The organism is Streptomyces alanosinicus, from assembly GCF_014650595.1.
Taxonomy (GTDB): Bacteria; Actinomycetota; Actinomycetes; order Streptomycetales; family Streptomycetaceae; genus Streptomyces; species Streptomyces alanosinicus.
In genome coordinates this window covers 25,148-44,967 of the sequence record NZ_BMVG01000003.1, presented here as the reverse complement: position 1 = coordinate 44,967, position 19,820 = coordinate 25,148, and the positions used below count along the sequence as shown (strand labels likewise).

At 69.6% G+C, this 19,820-nt stretch carries 15 protein-coding genes and 3 pseudogenes; 2 read left to right on the top strand and 16 right to left on the bottom strand.

The features are described from left to right. Positions 1 to 55: 55 nt before the first annotated feature. A complete protein-coding gene (locus tag IE277_RS08830) occupies positions 56 to 1,618 on the bottom strand; it encodes an alpha/beta hydrolase (RefSeq protein ID WP_189950249.1) in 1,563 nt (520 codons plus the stop codon). Between the two features lie 189 nt (positions 1,619 to 1,807). Further along, positions 1,808 to 2,636, bottom strand: a pseudogene (locus tag IE277_RS08825) (radical SAM protein); the annotation flags it as partial. A 57-nt stretch (positions 2,637 to 2,693) separates the two neighbouring features. Here IE277_RS08825 and IE277_RS08820 point away from each other — a divergent pair. Next, positions 2,694 to 2,888 carry a hypothetical protein gene (locus tag IE277_RS08820; protein WP_189950248.1) on the top strand — a complete coding sequence of 65 codons (195 nt, stop codon included), beginning with the start codon at positions 2,694 to 2,696 and terminating at the stop codon, positions 2,886 to 2,888. Positions 2,889 to 3,121: 233 nt separating this feature from the next. Here the strand turns inward: IE277_RS08820 and IE277_RS08815 are convergent, their stop codons facing one another. The 10 genes and pseudogenes from IE277_RS08815 to IE277_RS08770 all read right to left on the bottom strand — a co-directional run bounded on the left by IE277_RS08815 (position 3,122) and on the right by IE277_RS08770 (position 14,416). Beyond that, on the bottom strand, positions 3,122 to 4,468 hold the full coding sequence (locus IE277_RS08815) for a cation:dicarboxylate symporter family transporter (RefSeq protein WP_189950246.1): 1,347 nt from the start codon (positions 4,466 to 4,468) through the stop codon (positions 3,122 to 3,124). A gap of 171 nt (positions 4,469 to 4,639) precedes the next feature. Then, positions 4,640 to 5,036, bottom strand: a pseudogene (locus tag IE277_RS49175) (peptide-N4-asparagine amidase); the annotation flags it as partial. Positions 5,037 to 5,063: 27 nt separating this feature from the next. Continuing rightward, positions 5,064 to 5,591 (bottom strand): annotated as a pseudogene (locus IE277_RS49170) (helix-turn-helix domain-containing protein); the annotation flags it as partial. Between the two features lie 250 nt (positions 5,592 to 5,841). Then, positions 5,842 to 6,804 carry a quinone oxidoreductase family protein gene (locus tag IE277_RS08800; protein ID WP_189950244.1) on the bottom strand — a complete coding sequence of 321 codons (963 nt, stop codon included), beginning with the start codon at positions 6,802 to 6,804 and terminating at the stop codon, positions 5,842 to 5,844. Between the two features lie 37 nt (positions 6,805 to 6,841). After that, the gene (locus tag IE277_RS08795) at positions 6,842 to 8,983 is read right to left on the bottom strand and encodes a malate synthase G (RefSeq protein ID WP_189950242.1); all 2,142 of its coding nucleotides are present in this window, start codon (positions 8,981 to 8,983) and stop codon (positions 6,842 to 6,844) included. After that, positions 8,970 to 9,512, bottom strand: a complete 543-nt coding sequence (locus tag IE277_RS08790; RefSeq protein WP_189950240.1) for a hypothetical protein — start codon at positions 9,510 to 9,512, stop codon at positions 8,970 to 8,972. The genes IE277_RS08795 and IE277_RS08790 overlap by 14 nt, the downstream gene beginning before the upstream one ends. Beyond that, positions 9,506 to 10,645 carry an alpha-hydroxy acid oxidase gene (locus IE277_RS08785; protein WP_229881042.1) on the bottom strand — a complete coding sequence of 380 codons (1,140 nt, stop codon included), beginning with the start codon at positions 10,643 to 10,645 and terminating at the stop codon, positions 9,506 to 9,508. Before IE277_RS08785 ends, IE277_RS08790 begins: the two co-directional genes overlap by 7 nt. After that, positions 10,642 to 11,718, bottom strand: coding sequence for a 4-hydroxyphenylpyruvate dioxygenase (gene hppD, locus IE277_RS08780; RefSeq protein WP_189950238.1), 1,077 nt, complete (start codon positions 11,716 to 11,718; stop codon positions 10,642 to 10,644). Before hppD ends, IE277_RS08785 begins: the two co-directional genes overlap by 4 nt. A gap of 455 nt (positions 11,719 to 12,173) precedes the next feature. Next, positions 12,174 to 13,364 carry an MFS transporter gene (locus tag IE277_RS08775; RefSeq protein WP_189950236.1) on the bottom strand — a complete coding sequence of 397 codons (1,191 nt, stop codon included), beginning with the start codon at positions 13,362 to 13,364 and terminating at the stop codon, positions 12,174 to 12,176. Next, positions 13,361 to 14,416, bottom strand: a complete 1,056-nt coding sequence (locus IE277_RS08770) for a Glu/Leu/Phe/Val dehydrogenase family protein (protein WP_189950235.1) — start codon at positions 14,414 to 14,416, stop codon at positions 13,361 to 13,363. Before IE277_RS08770 ends, IE277_RS08775 begins: the two co-directional genes overlap by 4 nt. A gap of 202 nt (positions 14,417 to 14,618) precedes the next feature. On the opposite strand from IE277_RS08770, the gene IE277_RS08765 reads away from it, so the two are divergent. Further along, a complete protein-coding gene (locus tag IE277_RS08765; RefSeq protein WP_189950233.1) occupies positions 14,619 to 15,869 on the top strand; it encodes a PucR family transcriptional regulator in 1,251 nt (416 codons plus the stop codon). Positions 15,870 to 16,081: 212 nt separating this feature from the next. Here the strand turns inward: IE277_RS08765 and IE277_RS08760 are convergent, their stop codons facing one another. The 4 genes from IE277_RS08760 to IE277_RS08745 are packed head-to-tail and all read right to left on the bottom strand — an operon-like array spanning position 16,082 to position 19,756. Next, a complete protein-coding gene (locus IE277_RS08760; protein WP_189950231.1) occupies positions 16,082 to 17,203 on the bottom strand; it encodes an aryl-sulfate sulfotransferase in 1,122 nt (373 codons plus the stop codon). A 20-nt stretch (positions 17,204 to 17,223) separates the two neighbouring features. After that, positions 17,224 to 18,234: an ABC transporter substrate-binding protein gene (locus tag IE277_RS08755; protein WP_229881039.1), complete on the bottom strand. Its 1,011-nt coding sequence runs from the start codon at positions 18,232 to 18,234 to the stop codon at positions 17,224 to 17,226. A gap of 23 nt (positions 18,235 to 18,257) precedes the next feature. Further along, entirely contained in the window at positions 18,258 to 18,974 is a 717-nt protein-coding gene (locus IE277_RS08750) for an ABC transporter ATP-binding protein (protein ID WP_189950227.1), read from the bottom strand. After that, entirely contained in the window at positions 18,971 to 19,756 is a 786-nt protein-coding gene (locus tag IE277_RS08745; protein ID WP_189950226.1) for an ABC transporter permease, read from the bottom strand. The genes IE277_RS08750 and IE277_RS08745 overlap by 4 nt, the downstream gene beginning before the upstream one ends. Between the last annotated feature and the right edge of the window lie 64 nt (positions 19,757 to 19,820).

Genomic DNA, 19,820 nt, shown 5'->3' with positions numbered 1-19,820 from the left:
TGGCTCCATGGCGGACCGTCCCACTGACAACGCCCCCGACGTATCACGCGGTCGCTCAGCGGCGCATCCCCAGCAGGGCGTGCAGGGTCTCACCGCCGGAGGGGGCCGTCGCGGACTTCGTGGCCAGCGGCTTCGGATCCGGCGACTTCCGGCACACCGCGTCGGCGACACCCGGGCCACGCGGCACCGTACCGTCCGTCAGATACGCGGCCAGATACGTGTCCAGGCAGCTGTTCTCGCTCAGTGTGATGCCATGGTTGCCGCCGCCGTCCTCGACCACCAGGCTGGAGCGGGCGAGCAGCCGGTGGACCGTGACCCCGCCGGGATAGGGTGTGGCCGCGTCGTTCGTCGCCTGGAAGAGCAGCGTCGGCGGCAGCTTGCTGTTGGCGACGCTGATCGGGCTGTGCTTCGAGGTCGGCCAGAACGCACACGGCGCGTTGTACCAGGCGTTGTTCCATGCCATGAAGGGCGCCTTGCGGTACACCGTCCAGGTGTCCGTACGCCATCGGCTCCAGCCGGTGGGCCAGGAGGTGTCACGGCACTGCACCGCGGCGTAGATGCTGTAGCCGTTCTCGCCCGCGCCGTCCACGGCACCGAACTTCTCGTACGCCTCCAGCAGCGGAGCGGTGTTCCGGTCGCGCACATACGCCGCGAACGCCTCGGCGAGATAGGGCCAGTTGCCGTCGTAGTAGCCGCCCGGGATGAAGGTGTCCTCCAGCTCCGAGGCGCCCACCTTGCCCTCGGCCGGCTTCTTCGCCAGGGCCGCCCGCATCGCGTACCACGCGGCCTCGATCTTCGCGGGGTCCTTGCCGAGGTGATAGGCGGAGTCGTACCGGGCGATCCACGCCATCAGCGCGCGGTGGCGGTCGTCGAAGGCGTAGTCCTGGGCGAGGTTGTCCTTGTACCAGACGCCGGTCGGGTCGACGATCGAGTCCAGCACCAGACGGCGGACCCGCTCCGGGTACAGCTTCGCGTAGACCGCGCCCAGGTAGGTGCCATAGGAGTAGCCGAAGTAGTTGATCTTCGGCGCGCCCAGTGCCTGGCGGATGGAGTCCATGTCGCGTACGGCGCTGACGGTGTCGATGTACGGCAGCACATCGGCGTACTTGCGGGAGCAGGCGGCGGCGAAGGACTTCGCGCGCGCGATGTTGGCCCGCTCCAGCGCGGCCGAGGCGGGCACCGTGTCCGGGCGTACCGTCTTGAAGTGGTCGGGCGCGCAGTCCAGCGCGGGGCTGCTCTGGCCGACCCCGCGCGGGTCGAAGCCGATGACGTCGTACTGCGCGGCGACGTCCGCCGGCAGGGCCGAGGCGACGTATCCGGCGAGCCTGAGGCCGCTGCCGCCGGGGCCGCCCGGGTTGACCAGGAGGGGGCCCTGCGAGGTCTGCGCGGTGTGCGGGACGCGGGAGAGGGCGAGCGTGATCTGCCGGCCCGACGGGTGGCTGTGGTCCAGCGGCACCTTCAGGGACGCGCACTGGAGCGTCGGATAGGCATTGGTGCCGCACGCCTTCCAGACGAGCGGGGCGGCGGGAGCGGGCGGGGCCGCTTGGGCGGGCAGGGCCGTGACGGAGCCCGCCAGCACTGCGGCGGATGCGCACAGCACGGCTGCGCGTGGTGTCATGCGTCCTCCCGGGACGGAGAGGTATCGGCGGACCGTTGAAGTTCACATCTTTCGCCGCATCGTCCCGGCGTCCGCGCCCTGAAGAACGTTTTATAGGCATAGTTGACCCGATTGGGTCGCCCGAAGCCCTCGAACGCCGCTCGGCGGAGGGCGGACGCGGTCTTCAGCGGAGGGCGGGGGCCGCCGCCCTCACAGGAGGGTGAGCTGGGTCGGTTCGGTCGCGGCCGGCGGACCGGCCGGCGGCGCCGGGGGGATCCGGCGGGCCAGACCGGGCCGGGTGGGCCCGATGCCGTACTCCTGGGCCAGCTCGTGCACCTGACGGGTGATCCGGCGCTGGTACCACTTGGGCGCGTAGGCACCCTCCGCGTACAACCGCTCGTAGCGCCGCACCAGATACGGGTGGTGCCGGGCGAGCCACGCCATGAACCACTCCCGGGCGCCGGGCCGCAGATGGAGTGTCAGCGGGGTGACCGAGGTGGCCCCGGCCGCCGCGATCGCCCGTACCGTGGCCCGCAGCCGGTCCGGATGGTCGCTCAGGAACGGGATGACCGGTGCCATCAGCACCCCGCAGCCGATGCCGTGCTCGCCGAGGGCGCGTACGACGTCCAGACGGCGCTCGGGCGAGGGTGTGCCCCGGCTCCACCGTGCGCCACAGCTCGGTGTCGACGAAGCCGACGGAGACCGAGATGCCCACGTCCGTCACCTCGGCCGCCCGCACCAGCAGATCCAGGTCGCGCAGGATCAGGGTGCCCTTGGTGAGGATCGAGAACGGGTTGGCGTGCTCGGTGAGGGCCGTGATGATGCCCGGCATCAGCCGGTAGCGGCCCTCCGCGCGCTGGTAGCAGTCGACGTTGGTGCCCATCGCCACGTGGTCGCCCTGCCAGCGGCGGGAGGCCAGCTGACGGCGCAGCACCTCGGGCGCGTTCACCTTGACCACGATCTGGCTGTCGAACCCGATGCCCGTGTCGAGGTCCAGATAGCTGTGTGTCTTGCGGGCGAAGCAGTAGACGCACCTATACTTCCATGTATGGCCCGTTTAGTAAGGGTGCGTCATACGAGGGCATCAGCAAGGCGGATGAGGGCGACGAAGACGGTGTCATCCGTCCACCGCCACACGTTCCGCACCCGCACCGAGGCCCGGATCCGGATCGCCATCTGGATCACCGACTTCTACAACGCCAGGCGGCTGCACAGCGTGTGCGGGTTCAAGAGCCCGATCGACTACGAACGTGACTACCGAGCCACCCTCGCCGAGGGACTGGCCGCATAGATCGTCTCCATGTTCCGAGGGGATCGACACTGGCGCGGCATCGCCACACGCTTTGACAAGTCGCCCGAGAGCCACGTCGCCGGCCTCGAACTCCGTGCCTCGATGGTCTGGGTCGGAGAGCTCTTGCAGGCAGCCGATCGATCACGACATCACGCAGGCCGTAGTAGGGGCGCGGGGAACCGCGCGAGCAACCCCCACGTACCCGCAGCCCCCACGAAACAACACGCCCCGAGCTACTGGGCGACACGCACCGACGGCTCCGGCACCGAGGCCTCCGACTCGGCAGCGACAGCTGAACCGTCCAGCACCGTCTTCGCCCGTTCCACATCCAGCGTGCCCTCCCAGCGGGAGACGGCGAAGACGGCGACACAGTTGCCGAGCAGGTTCGTCACCACCCGCATCGAGTCCATGATCCGGTCCACGCCCAGCAGCAGCGCCACCGCCCCGGCGGGAATGGCACCGAGCGAGGAGGCGGTCGCGGACAGGGCGAGGAAGGCGGAGCCGGGGATGCCCGCCATGCCCTTGCTGGTCAGCATCAGCACCAGGACGACGGTGATCTGCTGGCTCAGGCTGAGGTCGACGCCGACGGCCTGGGCGATGAACAGGGTGCCGATGGAGAGGTAGAGCGAGGCGCCGTCGAGGTTGAAGGAGTAGCCGGTGGGCAGCACCAGGCCCACGGCGTCGTCGCGGGCGCCGGCTCCGCGCAGCTTCTGCATCACGCGCGGCATGACGGACTCGGTGGACGCGGTGCCCAGCGCGAGAAGCATCTCCTCGCGGATGTAGCGCAGGAACTTCCAGAGGCTGAGCCCGGTGACGATGCGCAGGGCGACGGCAAGCAGCGCGACGAACAGCGCGGCGGCGACATAGCACAGGATGATCAGCTCGCTGTAGGTCTTGATCACGCCGAGCCCGTACTGGCCGATGAGGACGGCCATCGCGCCGAACACCGCGATCGGGGCGAGGCGCATGACGAAGCCGACGATCGCGAAGATGATCTCCTGGGCCTGCTCGACGGCGGGCAGGACCTTCGGCACCTTGGTGTGGCCGAGGTGGAGCAGCGCGGCGCCCACCAGACAGGCCAGGATGAGCACCTGGAGCAGGGAGTTCTCGGCGAACGCGCCGATGAAACTGGTGGGCAGCGCGTTGACGACGAACTCGGTCGTCGAGGGCAGCGCGGCGCCGCCCGTCTTTGCGTCGACCGCCTTGGTGCTCAGGGTGGACGGGTCGACATGCATCGCCGAGCCGGGTTGGACAACGTTGGCGGCGACCAGGCCGATGATCAGCGCCGCGGTACTCGCGACCTCGAACCAGATCAGGGCCTTGAGCCCGATCCGGCCGAAGGCCTTGAGGTCACCGGCCTTGGCGATGCCGACGACGACCACGCAGAACACCAGCGGCGAGATGATCGTCTTGATGAGCCGGGTGAAACCGTCGCCGAGCGGCTTGAGATCCGCGGCGAAGCCGGGCCACAGCTTCCCGATGACGATTCCGAGCACGAGCGCGCAGAGGACCTGCGCGAAGAGAGAGGTACGCAGTATGCGTGCGACGCGTCGCGGCAGGGAGGGTGCAGTCGGCGGCACGGGGCACTCCTAGAGGGGACGTGAACACGCAGAAGCCGGGGATGAGACTTCTGCGATACGGAAAGTGGCTTCCGTGACGATCACTCTCAAGGTGCTCTTGATCCCGCCGGAGACTTCCGCGTTACGGACGCGTAAATCACGCCCGGAGTGACCCATCGCACGCAACCGGCCTCAGCAGCCGTCCCGGTCCTCCGTGAGCACCCCCCTTGACGGTCGCCAGGGAGCGGTCGTAGCGGCACGCCCGGCCCTACAGTCGGTACCGCTCGCTCGTCGTGCCGACCGCGTGCCGCTGGTCGCGCGGGACGCCCGTCGTGTACGTGGCGTGCCCGGTGACCGTGTCGTCCAGCCGCGACCAGCCCGTACGCAGACCACCGCGCGACTCGACGACGGTGGCACGGTCGCCGAGCGTCAGCACGGTGCGCAGGCGGGCGTCGTCGCCGATCGTGGTGGTGCCGTTCATCGTGCACGCGCGGTGCGTGAGCGTCGAACGGGCCGGTCCGCGTCCGTCGACGGTGACCGACTCGTCGTCGCTCCACCCGGCGTCGAGGCCGTCCATGTTCTCGCCGTTCTCGCCGTCGGTCCGGGCATCCTCGAACTGGGAGCGCAGAAAGTCCGTCCAGGTGCTGGAACCCCGCTCGGGTGCCGGGTCGATCCCCGCCTCCTTCAGGATCTCCCACACCGTGGAGGCGGCCACCTGTACGCCCAGAACCAGCAGCTCGCCGTGGATGCGCCGGTAGCTCCAGCCGGGATTCTCCCGCGCCAGACGCAGCACGAGAACGCGGATCGAGTGCACGGTACGCGGCCGACCCGCACGCCCCGGCCGGGAACGGGCCGCGTGGCGGCGCGAGACCAGGTCACGGTGCCAGTGCAGCACAGTGTCCGGGCGCACCAGAAGCCGTGCCCGGCGCAGCACACCGCGCGGGAGCCGGTGCAGTAGCGCGGCCAGGAACACCCGGTCACTCGGGGCGAACCGCCCCCGATCCCGGCCGAGCTGGCGTTCCAGCACGGTGATCTGATGACGCAGCGCGAGGGTCTCCGCGTCTTTGTCCTGGTTGTTCACCGGCAGCAGCCGCAGCAGGGCGAACACATTCGCCACACCCGGATGGGCGAGTCGAAGCAGCACGACAGATCATCCTGCCGGTGCACTCACCAGGTGCCCAGAGCACCCGCCCAGGCGCCCGCGCTCGACACCACCCGTACACCACCCGTACACCAGCCCCCACCAGGACGGATGAGTTTTTCGGCAGGCACAGCGACAACGTACACCTCGGCAACTGCATCGGCCTGCGAAACAGCCCCGAGCATGCCCGCTGACCAAGTCGGCGCACAGGGAAACTCCAAGATCCCCAACAGAGTCAAGCCAAGGTCCACCATCATGCCGGCAGCAGCACGAGTGAACCGGCTGTGGCGCGGGACTCGATCGCCCGATGGGCCTGCGCCGCGTCGCGCAGGGCGTAGGTGCCACCGAACCGTATGCGCAGTATGTCTTCGGATATCGCGCTGAAGACCTCGTTCGCGCGCCACAGCACCTCGGCGCGGGTACGGACGAAGTGCGGCAGCACCGGCCGGGTCACGAACAGCGAACCCAGTTCGGCGAGACGCTGCAGATCGAACGGCGGCACTCGGCCGCTCGCGGATCCGAACAACGCGAGTGTGCCCCGCGGCCGAAGCGCGGCGAGGCTCGACTCGAAGGTGGCCGCACCGACGCCGTCGTAGACGGCGGAGACACCTTCGCCGCCCGTCAGTTCCCGGATACGATCGGCGAGATCGTCACCGTAGCGCAGCACGTGCCAGGCCCCGGCCTCCCGGGCGAGCTTCTCCTTCTCGTCGGTGGACACGGTGGTGATCACCTTGGCGCCTCGCGCCGCGGCCCACTGCACCAGAAGCTGGCCCATGCCGCCGGCACCCGCGTGAATCAGGATCGCGTCTCCCGGCGTCGGTCGGTACACCGACTCCAAGAGGTAGTGCGCGGTCATTCCCTGCAGCAGCGCCCCACCTGCGACCTGCCAGTCGATCCCGTCGGGCACCGGCACGCACTGATCGGCCGGCACGGCCACGAGTTCGGCATAGCCGGCCCTGCCGTACGCCCAGGCCACTCGATTCCCGACGGCGACCTCGGCTCCCTCGCCCGCCGCCACGACCTCGCCTGCTCCTTCGAGGCCGGGAACGGGGAGTTCAGCGGGGTACTCCCCTCTGCGCACGTACACGTCGCGGTAGTTCACGCCGATCGCTCTGGTCCGCACCAGCACCTCGCCCGGCCCGGGAACCGGGTCCGGCATCCGGCGGTAACGGAGGGCATCAGGGCCGCCGGGCTCGGTCACCACTACTGCGTGCACGAGGTCTCCCCTTCTCGCTCTCGTCGGTTCGGCCGCATCACGCTGTCCGGGCCTTTTGTTCGCGGCGGAATCGGTACAGCACCGGTTCGGTATAGCCGTTCGGCGCCGTCGCGCCCCGGATGATCAGTTCGCGGGCCGCCTGCCACGCGAGGGAGGCTTCCCGTGCAGGGAGCAGCGGCCGGTAACCCGGTTCGTCGTGGAGGCGATCGTCGAGGACCGCCGCCGTCCGGCGTAGACCCTCGTCCACATCCCGCACGGTGATCACGTTGTGGTGCAGCCAGTTCGCCAGCAGTTGGGTCGACATCCGTATCGTGGCGCGGTCTTCGAGTACGACGACACCGTCGAAGGCGGGCATCGGGGAACTGGCGACGGCGCGCTCGACCCAGCGCACCGCATAGCCGAGAACGGTGTAGCAGTGGGCGTCCAACTCCCTCCGCAGGTCGGTGAGGGTTTCGGCGACCGGCGGGCGCAGGAGCTCGCCGAGCGAACGTCGCGGTCCGGCCGCCGCGATCTCGCGCTGCACGTCGGCGATGTCCACCTGGTGGTAGTGCACGGCGTGCAGAGTCGCGGCGACGGCGGTCGGCACCCAGGTCATCCCCGCGCCCAGAGAGAGCTGGCCGATCTTGGACGCGAGCAGGTCGCTCATCCGCTCGGGGGTGGGCCACATGCCCAGCCCGATCAGTGCCCGCCCCTGAAGGCCATGGGCCAGGCAGGTGTCGACGTGCCACTGCTCGTACGCCATCTGCCAGTCTTGGGTCTTCATGGCGGCCTTGGGCACCATGGGCCCGGCCGCCATCGACGTGTGGATCTCGTCGGCGGTTCGGTCGAGCAGGCCGTTGTTGGTGGAGACGACTCGATGCCGTACCGCCTCGAGGCACGCCGCCAGGTTGACGGTGGTGCGCCGCTCCTCGTCAAGGAGACCGAGTTTCACCGTGTGATCCGGCAGTCCGAGCAAGCGCTCGATGCGGCCGAAGAGCTCATTGATGAAGGCGAACTCGTCCGGCCCGTGCAGTTTCGGCACCGCCAGATACACCGCGCCGGCACGGGAGTTCACGCGGGAGGTGTCGCCCCGCAGATCGTGCAGCGCCGCGAGAGTGGCGATCACCGCGTCGACGATGACTTCCGGCACCTCGGCGCCCTCGTGGTCGAGGATCGCGTCCGTGGTCATCAACTGCCCGACGATCCGGGCGAACAGCAGTGCCCGCCCGGGCAGCGATATGCGGCTGCCGTCCGGGGCGGTGTACCGGCGATCGGGATGCATGCCGCCACCGTGCCGCGTGGTGTAGCTGCCGCGCATCAGACGCAACCAAGCGCGGTAGACCTCGATCTTGTCCGTGACATCAACGGCAGCGACGCAGTCCTCGAAGTCCATGATCGTGGAGATCCCGGATTCCGGGACCACATCCTGGATGCCGGCCGCGTCGAGACGGCCGAACGCGCCATCCGGGTCGAACTGGATCTCGACGTGCAGGTGATGATGTTCGATCAGTAAGACCGACGGCCGAGCGGGATCACCGCGGAATCCGGCCAGCCGCGCCGCAGGGGCCAGTGTGCTGAACGTACCGTCGGCCACCCGCACGCGCAGCGCACCGTCGACGACTTGATAGCGCGTCGATTTCGCGTGCGAGCCCTCGTCGAGCGGCGCCATCACGTCGAGAAGCCCTCGGGCGAAGTCGATGACCGCCTCGCGGCGTTCACCGGTGTCGCCCTGAGGAAGCACGTCGGTCTTGTACAGGGCGCGATACAGCGACCCCCATCGGGCGTTGACCCCTTCGAGCACGAAGGGCTCGTCGACCACCGGCACCAGCAGCTGCGGACCGGCGATCCGCGTGATCTCCGCGTCCGTACCGGCGGTGTCCACGGTGAAGGGCTCCGGTGTCGCAACCAGGTAGCCGATCTCGGTCAGGTACCGGCGATACGCGTCCGCGTCGAGGTCCTCGCCGCGGTGCTCGGTGTGCCAGGCGTCCACGCTGTCCTGCAGTGCGCGGCGCCGGTCCAGCAGTGCGCGATTGCGTGGCGCGAGGTCGTCGATCAGCTGCTCGAACCCGGCCCAGAACTCCCCGGCAGCCACGCCGATGCCGGGGAGAGCCTCCCGTTCCACGAAATCCCGGAACGCGCGCGCGACCCGCAGGGCCCCGATCCGGACCCGCGCGTCCGCGGCGACGTCAGCGATGCTCATACAGGCACCACACCATCGTCGCCTCCAGCTTCTTCAAGATCTTCAGATTCTCGATGGATTCGACGACGTCCACCGATCCGATGCAGGCATCGACGGCCTGCTCGCTCACCAGCCGTGCGGCTTCCGGCTTCGCCCGCACCGTCGAGACCACCACGTCGACCGGCATGTGCTCGCGCACGAACTCCAGGGTGGCCGGGTGAGACGCCGCCGAGCGGATGTCCGCGATCCCGCCGGAGAAGTCCGAATGGACCGCGACGCACATGGGCTTGGTCGGCGACTCCCAGACCCCGACCATCGTCATCGAACGCAGCTTGCTGAAATGAAGGTCGACCCAGGAGTCGACCAATGACCCGTTGTTCATGTCCAGATACCCGGCGGCGACCAGCGCCCTGCCGCCGCGTGTCTCGGAATCGTCGATGGCGGCGCGGAAGGAGGGGAAGAGCTCGATGTTCTCGCCCCCGATGCGGACGGCCTCCGCGTGCGCGTCCGTCCCCGACGGTCCGAGCGTCTTGATGATGCCCTTCACCATGATGCAGTCCCCGTACTGCTGGAAGCGCTGAATTCGTAGGTTGTCAGGTGGGCGGCCTCGCCGACGGTACGGCAGCCGGACAGGGCGAGATCCGTCTCGAGTTCCTCGCGCAGCAGCGACAGCACGGCGTCGACGCCCGACTCGCCGCCGACGGCGAGCCCGTAAAGGATCGGCCGCCCCAGCAGGACGCCGTCGGCGCCGCGAGCCAGGGCCTTGAGTACGTCCGAGCCTGATCGGATGCCGCCGTCGACGAGTACTTCCACCGTGTCTCCCACTGCGGCCCGGATCTCCGGCAGCACCGTGAGTCCGGGCACGGCTCCGTCGAGCTGACGCCCGCCGTGATTGGAGACCACCAGCGCGTCCACGCCCGAGCGCGTCGCCATGAGGGCGTCCTCGCGAGTCAGGATGCCCTTCACGACGAGCGGCAGCCGGGTGCGCTCCCGCAGCCATTCGATGTCGCTCCACGCCAATGAGGGGTCGAACATCACGGTGGTGTGCGAGGCGACGGCCGAACCTTCGGCCGAGGCCCGTTGCGCTCCGATCGCGGCCTCGCCGCGGAAGTGGGCGGCGTAGACGTCGGGCGGCAGCGCGAAGCCGTTGCGCTGGTCTTTGAGGCGGCGGCCCAGTCGGGGCACGTCGACGGTGAGCATGAGCGCCTGGCAGCCCGCGGCTTCGGCCCGGCTCACCAGTTCCTTCGTGGCGCCCCGGTCCCGCAGCCAATACAGCTGGAACCACAGGTCGGCACCCGACTCGGCGATGCGCTCCACCGGTGTCCCGCTGAGCATCGCCACGGTGAACGGTACGCCCGCCGTCTTCGCCGCGCGTGCGGTGGCCGCCTCGCTCTGCGGATGTACCAGCCCGTGGTAGGCCATCGGCGCGATGGCCACCGGCAGGCTCGCTTCGGTGCCGACCAGGCGGGATGCGGTCGACACATGCGATACGTCCCGCAGCATCCGCGGCGCCACATACAGGTTGTCGAAGGCGCGCAGATTGGCCGCCACGCTCCGCTCGGCACCGCTGCCGCCAGAGATGAAATCCCAGGCGGCGGGCGATATCACGTCGCAGGCCGCGTCGGAGAACTCGGCCACGGATTGCGGCCGACTCGGTTGCCCGGCCTCCGTCACCTCCGTCACCGTTCCTCCCGCTGGCTCCGCTCCGCCTTCCTGGCCTCGAACAACGCCTTGACGTTGCCCTTGCCGAAGGTCTCGGCACCGACCCGCTCGATCACCTCGAAGAAGAAGGTGTTGCGCGGATGCGTGGAGTGCGTGAAGATCTGGAACAACTCGCCGCCGTGGTCCCGGTCGGCGAGGATGCCCAGTTCGCGCAGTTGCTTGAGCTCGTGACGCGCTACGCCGCCGAGGCGGTCCGGCAGCAGGTCGTAGTAAGCGCCCGGAGTGTCGAGGAAGTCCACCCCGCGCCCGCGCAGCTTCTGAACGGCCGTCACGATGTCCGCGCAGCTGAACGCGATGTGCTCGACCCCGGGCCCGGCGTGGTTCTGCACGAACTCCGCGATGAAGTCCAGGGACTGCCCCGGCTTCGCGGCGGACTCGACGATGGTGAACGTGACGTCGCCCGCGGCGTTGCGCACGACCTGGGAATCCATGCCCTGACCGCCGACCATGGTCCGGTCCTCGAAGATCACCGAGAAACCCAGGACGGATTCATAGAACTTCACCGCGTTCCGAAGGTCGCCGGCTCCGACGAGGTAGGCGAAGTGGTCCAGCACACCGAATTCCGCGGGCACTTGCGCTGCAGACTCCGGTGCCGGGACGATGCCCGGCGGCAGTTGGCCAGGTGCGGCATCATCGGGGCGTTCGACCAGGCCGTGCTGGACATCGCCGAACGCACCGAAACCGGCGACCAGCACACCGGCGCGCTCGACCGGCTGAAGCACGGCTTCGGCGCCGTTGGCCACGGCCTCCGCGAAGGCCGCATCGACCGACGGCGTGCGCAGCCAGATGTTGGCCACGCCGTCGCCATGGGTGCGGACCCAGGCGGACACCGGGGAATCCTCGGTCAGCCCCTGGGTGAGCAGGAGCACGATGCCCCCTTGCCTCAACGCAATCGAGCGGTGGGACTGGATGCTCGCGCTCGACGTTCCCGCTATCTGGAAGGCGTATTTCGACACGAGATCTTTGACGGTCGCGTCAATGTCTTTGACATAGAACTCGACGTGATCCAACCGAGCATCACGCAAAACTTGCATGGCAGCTCTCCAAACGCTTTGAAGTCAACCCAAATCAGAGGGGACTTCGAATAAGAAATCCCCCAGAACGCCCTGACCTGCGGCTGACGCACCCTATTGGCAGCCGCGGCTCGGATGAGGAGAGCCGCGGGCCCTTTGTTGCTCGTTCAACTCGAACTTACAGGCCCCTCGGGCGACTTGACAATGGCCGCATTCGGCAGCACAACGGAGTCGATATTAAGTCCTTGTTTCACGGCACATCTTGTCCGCGCCGAGCAGGCAATACGTAATCGCCGGTTGCAGTTCTCGCACATCTGAGGCTTGCCATTCTGTGGATTTCACCGAACGGCGGTGCCAACTCGTCGAAGCCTCCGCGCCCCAGGAGCAACCCTTCACACACCAGAAGCGCCTCCGCATGCGAAGGCGCTTCTGAGTAACTTTCCGGGCTGGTCCCACTGCTCACTCCCGCGTGGTGATCACCGCGGGATCGTCGCGGGCGCCTCGCGAGCCGGCGTCTCGGCCGGTTCCGGAACGGTCCGCCGCACGGAGAGCAGCGATACGCACGCGATCAGCGCAGACAGGGTTGGAACGGCCACCGGTCCCCCCGTCGACAGGGCGAGGCCGCCGACAGCACCGCCGACGGCGACTCCCAGGAACTGCACGGAGAAGTGCACCCCCAGCGCCAGGGACCGCTGCGCGGGCGCCAGGGCGGCGATCCGTGTCTGCTGGGAGACCCCGCCGCAGCACCAGGCGGCACCCAGGCAGAACAGCACCGGAAACGCGGCGATCGCCGCGGTGGTGCGGGGATGCCAGGCGGTGCCGACGGCAATGGCCGCGAGGAGCAGCGCCATCAGCGAGAGAGCCACGCACAGCACCCGTGCCACGGGCACCTTGACCAGGATCCTGCCGATCGTGCGCCCGGCCAGCAACGCACCCGCACCGAAGACGATCATCAGCGCAGCGACACCCTGGCTTCCCATCCCGGTCGCCCGCTCGACGACCGGCGCAAGATACGTGTAGGTGCAGTACGCGGCGAGGAAGACCCCGAAGGTGGTCAGCAGACTCCACCGGACGGCCGGGTTGCGCAGCAGTTCGGCCCGGCCGGTGCCGACGGGAGCCACCGGCACCGTCGGCAGCAAAGCCGCCAGCATCAACGCAGTGACCAGCGCCAGGACCGTGACGAACAGGAACGTACCCCGCCAGCCGAACAGCCCGCCGATCAAGGTGCCGATCGGCGCGCCCAGAGTGAGCGCCAGCGCGTTGCCGCTGGCGGTGACCGCGATCGCGTTGGGCATGTCCTGCGGACGGCACAGCGCCGCCGCGGCGGCGGCGGCCGGCGCGGCCAGCAGGGCCGCGCTCAACGCGGCCAGCACGCGCGCCGCGGCGAGTACGGCATAGTCGAGTGCGCACGCCGCGAGGGCGTTGCTGAGCGCGAAAGCCAGCATGGCCCCGATCAGCACCGACTTCGGCGGCACTCTGCGGAACGCGCCGATCAGCGGCGGCCCGCCCAGGGCGTAGACCAGCGCGAAGACCGTGACCAGCTGCCCGCACACCGACACGGACACATGCATGGAGTGCGCGACCTCCGGCAGCACGCCGGCGATGACATACCCCTCGGTGCCGACGGTGAAAGTGGCCAGGGCCAGCACGTATACCCGGGGATTCATGCCGGTTCCGGCGCGGTGGGAACCGGTGCGGCAAGGCGCCGGCGCGCGAGGTCGTCGGCGGCCTGCGCGGTCGTGATCTTCGTGCGCGCGGCCGTTTCGAACAGGCCGGTCAGCGTGTCGGCGATCGACTCGATACGCTTGACCGCTTCCTCCGGTTCGTCGCCCAGGACTTCGCGGGAGACCGCGTTGACGACACCGCCGGCGTTGGCGATGTAGTCGGGGGCCCAGAGGATCTCGCGCTCCCGCAACAGCTCCGCCACGCCGGGATCGGCCAGTTGGTTGTTGGCCGCGCCCGCCACCGCGCCGCAGCGCAGCCGCGCCACCAGATCCCGGGTCAGCAGGCCGCCGAGCGCGGCGGGGACGAGCACGTCCACCTCGGCGGTGGCCGCCACGTCGGGTGCAGCGAACACCGCGCCCAGTTCCGCGCTGAGGGAGCGCTTCGCCGGGTCGACGTCGCTCAGGATCAGGCCGGCTCCCGCGGCCGCCAACTGCCGGGCGATCTGCTCCCCGACGTGTCCGAGACCGATCACCGCGAATTTCCTGCCCGCCAAGGCCGGCGAGCCGAACAGCGCCAGGCAGGTCGAGCGCAGCGCGGCGACGACGCCCAGGGCCGTGAACGGCGAGGGGTCACCACTTCCGCCGGCGGCCTGCGGCCGGCAGAACACGTGCTCGGTCCGTTCGCCGATGACCGCCATGTCGGCCGGTCCGGTCCCCGCGTCGGGACCGGTCACGTAGGCGCCGCCGAACTCCGCCACGATGTCGCCGACATCGTGCAGCGCCGCGCGGCGTTCGTCCGCGGTGAGGCTCCGCCCGGTGGGAAGGACCACGACCGTCTTGCCGCCGCCGTTCGGCAGTCCGGCGGCAGCGCACTTACGGGTCATGCCCTCCGACAGGCGCAGCGCGTCGCGCAGGCCGTCCTCCCAGCTGTTGTACGCCCACATCCGGCAGCCGCCGACCGCACGGCCGAGAGCAGTGGAGTGCACTGCGACGACGATCGGCAGCCGGCTTCGCCGCCCGCGTCGCACCACGACCGATTCATGACTGAACTCCATCGGAGTCTCCACGCGTCCTCCCGTGCACCCGGATCTTCAGGACCCCTCGCCGGGGGCCAGGCCAGGCCCCTGCGGCGTCCGCTTCCAGCCTGCTGACGGCCGGTCAGCGGGACCAGAACCGAATCCGAGAACTTCCCCGCACCGTTTTTGTGAAGTCCACAAAAGTGCAGCGTGCGAGTTCTTGATCTCCTATCGTCGAGGCGTGGTCGCAGCGCCGCTGCCATGCAATCGCGAGAGAGAGCACTACGAAATCCACATATCGGGAGGGGCCATGGTGGAGCCCGTGACCGAAGGGGCCGGGGCGCAGGGCGACACCGCCGCGGCGTGGCAGCCCGTCGTCGAACTCTGCGCATCACTCGCCGCAGAACTGCCCACGGTGATCCCGAGGATCGTCGACCGCATACGGCTCGAGATCCCGAGCTACAGAATCGTGGACCGCGAGCAGCAGGAACGCGACGTCACCCGTCACTACCAGGGACTGCTGACCGGCGTGGCCGCACGCCGCTCGCCCACCCGCGAAGAGGTCGAGGCCGCACATGCGCTCGGAGCCGAACGCGCCGCCACCGGCCTGCCGCTGCATGCCCTCATCGAGGCCTACCACGTCGGCTACCGCGAGATGTGGAACGTGCTGCTCGCGCGTGCTCAGTCGCACGACACCCGGGCCGGCGCGCAACTCCTGTCGATCGTCGGGATGGTCTGGACGTGGGTGCAGGCTTCCAGCAGCGCGGCCGCCGAGGCGTACGGCGTTGCCGTCCGCGCTGCCGATGCCACGCTCCTGAGGCTGACCCACCAGTTCCTCGACGGACTTGCCACCGCCGCGCCCGCCGGCGTCGACCTCGAGCAACTGGCTGCTGCCCTCACCTTCGACCCTGCCGGCGGGTTCCAGGCACTGTGCTCACCGGCCGAGGCCTGGACCGACGAGCGCATGATGGATCTGCGGCACCGCCGGTGGCCGGGCACGCTGCGCTGCGCGACCCGCGGCAACCTCATGATCGCCCTGGTCCAGGACATCTCGCCGCAGGCCGTGGTCGAAGCGGCCCAGCGGCAGAACCCTGACGCGAGCTTCGGCATCGGCCTGCCGCGGACCGGGCTCCCCGGCGCCGCGATGAGCATGGCGGACGCGAGAGCGGCGCTGCCCCTGACGGATCCGGGACAGGTGAAATCCTTCGCAGACCACTGGCTGCTCGCCACCTTGGCGCCCACGGCGCAACGCTTCGCGGTGCTGCTCGAACCGCGCCGAGAGGCCGCGCAACAACACCCCGACCTGGCAGAGACCGTGCTCAGGTTCGCCGAGAACGGCTTCTCGCTCACCGCGACAGCCCGCGTCCTGCACGTGCATCCGAACACCGTGAAGTACCGCCTTCAGCGCTGGCAGCAACTCACCGACTGGGACGTACGCACCTGGCACGGACTGTCGTCCACCATGATCGCGCTCGGCCTGCCGACACTCTGAAACGCTCCTCCGGCCAGGGCCGCAACTCGGTGACATACCGCTCCGCCACCCCCTGCCTCACCCGGCGGATCAACACCTCCGTCGCACTGCGGCACCCGCGGCTCCAGCCCGCTGCCCGGATCGGCTCATCCGCCGTGCCTCAGCTGTGACGGCACTCGGCCGACGTCTTCACCGCCGGGACATGCCGCGGCGCCGTAGCCCAGGTCCCGGCCTCAGCGTTCCAGCCAGGGCAGCCGGTCCGGCCCGTAGCGGTAGGCGCGGAAGACGGCGTTCTGGGCGCCGCGTGACGATTCCAGGCCGACGCCCGTGCCGAAGGTCCCGAAGTGCGGGACGACGTACTCCCACACGACATCGCCCTCGTGCGTGATCTCGAAGAGGCGGCCGAAGGAGCCCTCGGCGACGAAGGTGTTGCCGTTGGGCAGGCGCTGGGCGCTGGACATGTACGGGCTGTAGAAGTTCTGGGGCGGGTTGTCCTCGTAGGACCAGAGGATCCGGTGGCTGGTCCGGTCGATCTCGATGACACGGCTGTAGGGGACGGACGTGGTGTCCCGGTAGGAGCCGTTGTCGAAGACGAGGATCGTGCCCGAGGACAGTTCGTGCGGGTAGTGCTGCTGGGCGAGGACGTTCGGGCCCAGGGTCCAGGTGATCTCGCCCGTCGGGCGGTCGACGATCACGGTGGTGGAGGCGCTGCGGAAGCCCACCATGATGCTGCCGTCGGCGAGTTCGTTGACGGTGTTGGCCATGGGCCAGTGCTCGCGGGCGAAGTGGGGGTTCAGGGGCGTGTCTTCGAGGGGCAGGTGCTCGAAGGAGGCCCAGCGCCATAGGACTTCGCCGTCCCAGGTCATCTCGTAGATCACGTCTCCCCAGACGTGCCCGCCGGGTGCCTCCGAGCCCGGTACGCCTCCGGGGATGCGTGCGGCGAGGTGGTCGGGGATCGGTTCGACGGCCAGGAGGATCAGGTTGCCGTTGCGCAGCACGCTGGCGTCGTGGTGGTGGAAGGGGTGCCGGGCCTCGCGCAACACCGTGCCGTCGGGGGCGACGAGTTGGAGGATGCCGCCGTGGTAGACCTCCCAGATCGGGAACAGCGGGTCGGTGGCTGTGTCCTTGCCCTGGTAGAAGAGCGTTCCGTCGGGCAGGAGCTGGGCGTGGCGGCCGGGTGGGTGGGCCAGGTGCCATTCGTGGACGGTCTCGCCGTGGATGTCGACGAGGTACACCTCGCCCTCGCCCGCGATGGGCGTGTAGAGGGTGTGGCCTCCGTAGGAACGTGCGGGGTCGTGGGCGCGCAGGCCGGTCCCGCGGCGGCGCAGGGTGTTCTGGTCGATGTCCGACGTCATGAGTGCTGTCCTGTTCTCAATCACTTCGCGGGGAGGGTTACGGCGGTGGCGGCGGCCGCGGTGAGTGGGGCGCGGTCGATGTGGTTCAGGAAGGTGGCCCGGTCGGGGGTGCCGGGGAGCTTCTGCGTGGACTTCGCCCAGGTGCCTTCGTCGAGGAGGAGGTCCAGCAGCGGCCTGTCGAGGGTGACGTCGTAGTCGTAGGAGGCGAAGTGCCGGTTGACGAAGGCGGGTTGGACGGCTCCCGCGGCCTGGGTGATGACCGCCTTGCGGGCCGCGGAGGGGTCTTTGGCGGCGGCTGCGGTGGCGGCGGTGAGGGTGCGCAGGACGGCGGTGGAGGTCGAGGTGTTCGCGCCGGGGCCGGCGATGAGGAGGGTGCGGAACGGGTAGCCGGCGTAGCGGAGTTCGCGGTACTTCGTGCCGAGGGTCGTCCCGGTGGCGTCGTAGAAGCTGGGGAAGGTGAGGCCGGCGTCGATGTCGCCGCGGGCGAGGGAGGCGGTGATCTGGTTCGGGGCGAGGTTGACCAGGGTGACGTCGGCGGGTTTCAGGCCGGCCTCGGTGAGCATGCCGGTCAGTGCGTACTGGACGTTGGTGCCCTCCGGCAGGCCCACCTTCCTGCCCTTGAGGTCGGCGAACGACGTGATGCGCGCGGATGTGGTGGTCAGCAGCCGCCAGTCGGTGAAGGAGGACAGGGCGGCCAGCACCTTGATGTCCCGTCCGCCGAGGATCGCCGAGACGGCGGGCAGGTCGCCGACCACTCCGTACTCGGCTTGGCCGCCGAGGACGGCGTTGAGGGCGTCGCGGCCGGTGGCGAACGACTGGAGGTGCGAGGTGAGGCCGTTCGCGGCCCACCTTTTGTCCTGGGCGGCGGTGTAGACGGGGGCGCCGCCGAGGTAGTCGCTGCCGGCGATGGTGACCGGGGTGGTGGCGGTCGTCCTGTCGGCGGCGCCGGTGGATGTTCCGCAGGTGGTGAGGAGGAGCGCCGGTAGGACGGCGGCCACCGTGGTGAGGAATCTGGGCAGGCGGAATTGCACGGTAGCTCCTGGGCAGGGGTGGGTCATCGGGGTTCGGTGTCGAGCTGCGCGACGATGCGGGGCCGGGTGTCCTCGGGCGACGCGGTGCCGTCGTCCATGCGGTGGTCGGCGATCACCCGGCCGGGCCCGGCGGCCATGACGACGATCCGCTGGGACAGGACGAGCGCCTCGTCGACGTCGTGGGTGACGAGGACGACGGTGGTGCCGGTGCGCCGCCACAGCTCGGCGAGCAGCTGCTGCATCCGGCGGCGGGTGATGGCGTCGAGCGCGCCGAACGGCTCGTCCATCAGCAGGACTCGGGGTTCGGCGGCCAGCGCGCGGGCCAGCGCGACCCGTTGCCGCATGCCGCCGGACAGCTGTGCCGGGTACTTCTCGGCGGCGTCGGCGAGACCGACGTCGTCCAGGGCGCGCAGGGCATGGGCGCGGCGTTCGGCGCGCGGCAGGCCGAACCGCTTGAGGGCGAACTCGACGTTGCCGCGGGCCGTGAACCAGGGCAGCAGCGCGTAGTGCTGGAAGACCATGCCCCGGTCCGAGCCCGGACCGGTGACCGGCGCGCCGTCCATCAGGGCGCGCCCGCCCGACGGCGGTACGAACCCGGCGACGACGTTCAGGAGCGTGGACTTGCCGCAGCCGGTCGGCCCGAGCAGCGAGGTGAAGGAGCCCTGGGCGAACTCCAGGTCCGTGGCGGCCACGGCGAGTGCGTCGCCGTACCGCACCTCCACACCCTCCAGGCGGATCATGAGGTGCTCCAGTGGATGAGTCGGCGGCCGGTGAGGGCGATGAGGGCGTCGGCGGCCAGGCCCAGCAGACCGAGTTCGATGATTCCGACGAACATGTGGTCGGTGCGCAGGAACTGCCCGTCCACTTGGAGCCGGTAGGCGATCCCGCTCTGCGCCCCGCCCAACTCGGCGGCGACCAGGGCGAGGAACGCCAGTCCCGCGCCGTGGCGCAGTGCGGTCACGACCGACGGGGCGGCAGCCGGCAGCAGTACCTCCGTCAGCCGGCGCCATGCCGGGACACCGAGGGTGCGGGCGGCGCGCCGGTAGTCCGCGGGGATACGGGCGACGCCATCGTGGACGTACAGCCACACCGCGAGGAAGACGGCGTACGCGATGACGAGGTGCTTGGCCTGCTCGCCGATGCCGAACCAGGCGGTGATGAGCGGGACGAGCGCGATGGCCGGGATCGGCCGCAGGAACGACATTACGGGGGAGACCAGGGCCGCGACGCGCGGCCGGTGCCCGGTCAGGAACCCGAGCGCGACCCCGGCCGTCGCCCCGTAGGCGAAGCCCTGCCCGGCCCGCGCCAGGCTGGCCCGGAGGTCGGCGGCCAGGGTGCCGTCGGCCCACATGGCGTGCGCGGCCTTCAGCGTCTGCCAGGGCGTCGGGACCAGCCCGTCGCCGAGGACTCCGGCGCGCGCGGCGGCCCACCACAGGAGGAGGAGCAGGCCCGCGGAGACCAGCGGTGGTCCCGTGGACGCCGTCTTCCCACGCCTGACGGACGGCGCTGCAGCGCGAGCCATGACGTGGCTCCTCTCACTCACCCGAACTCTCGATATTGACGACGTCAATAATTCGCGTGGTTTA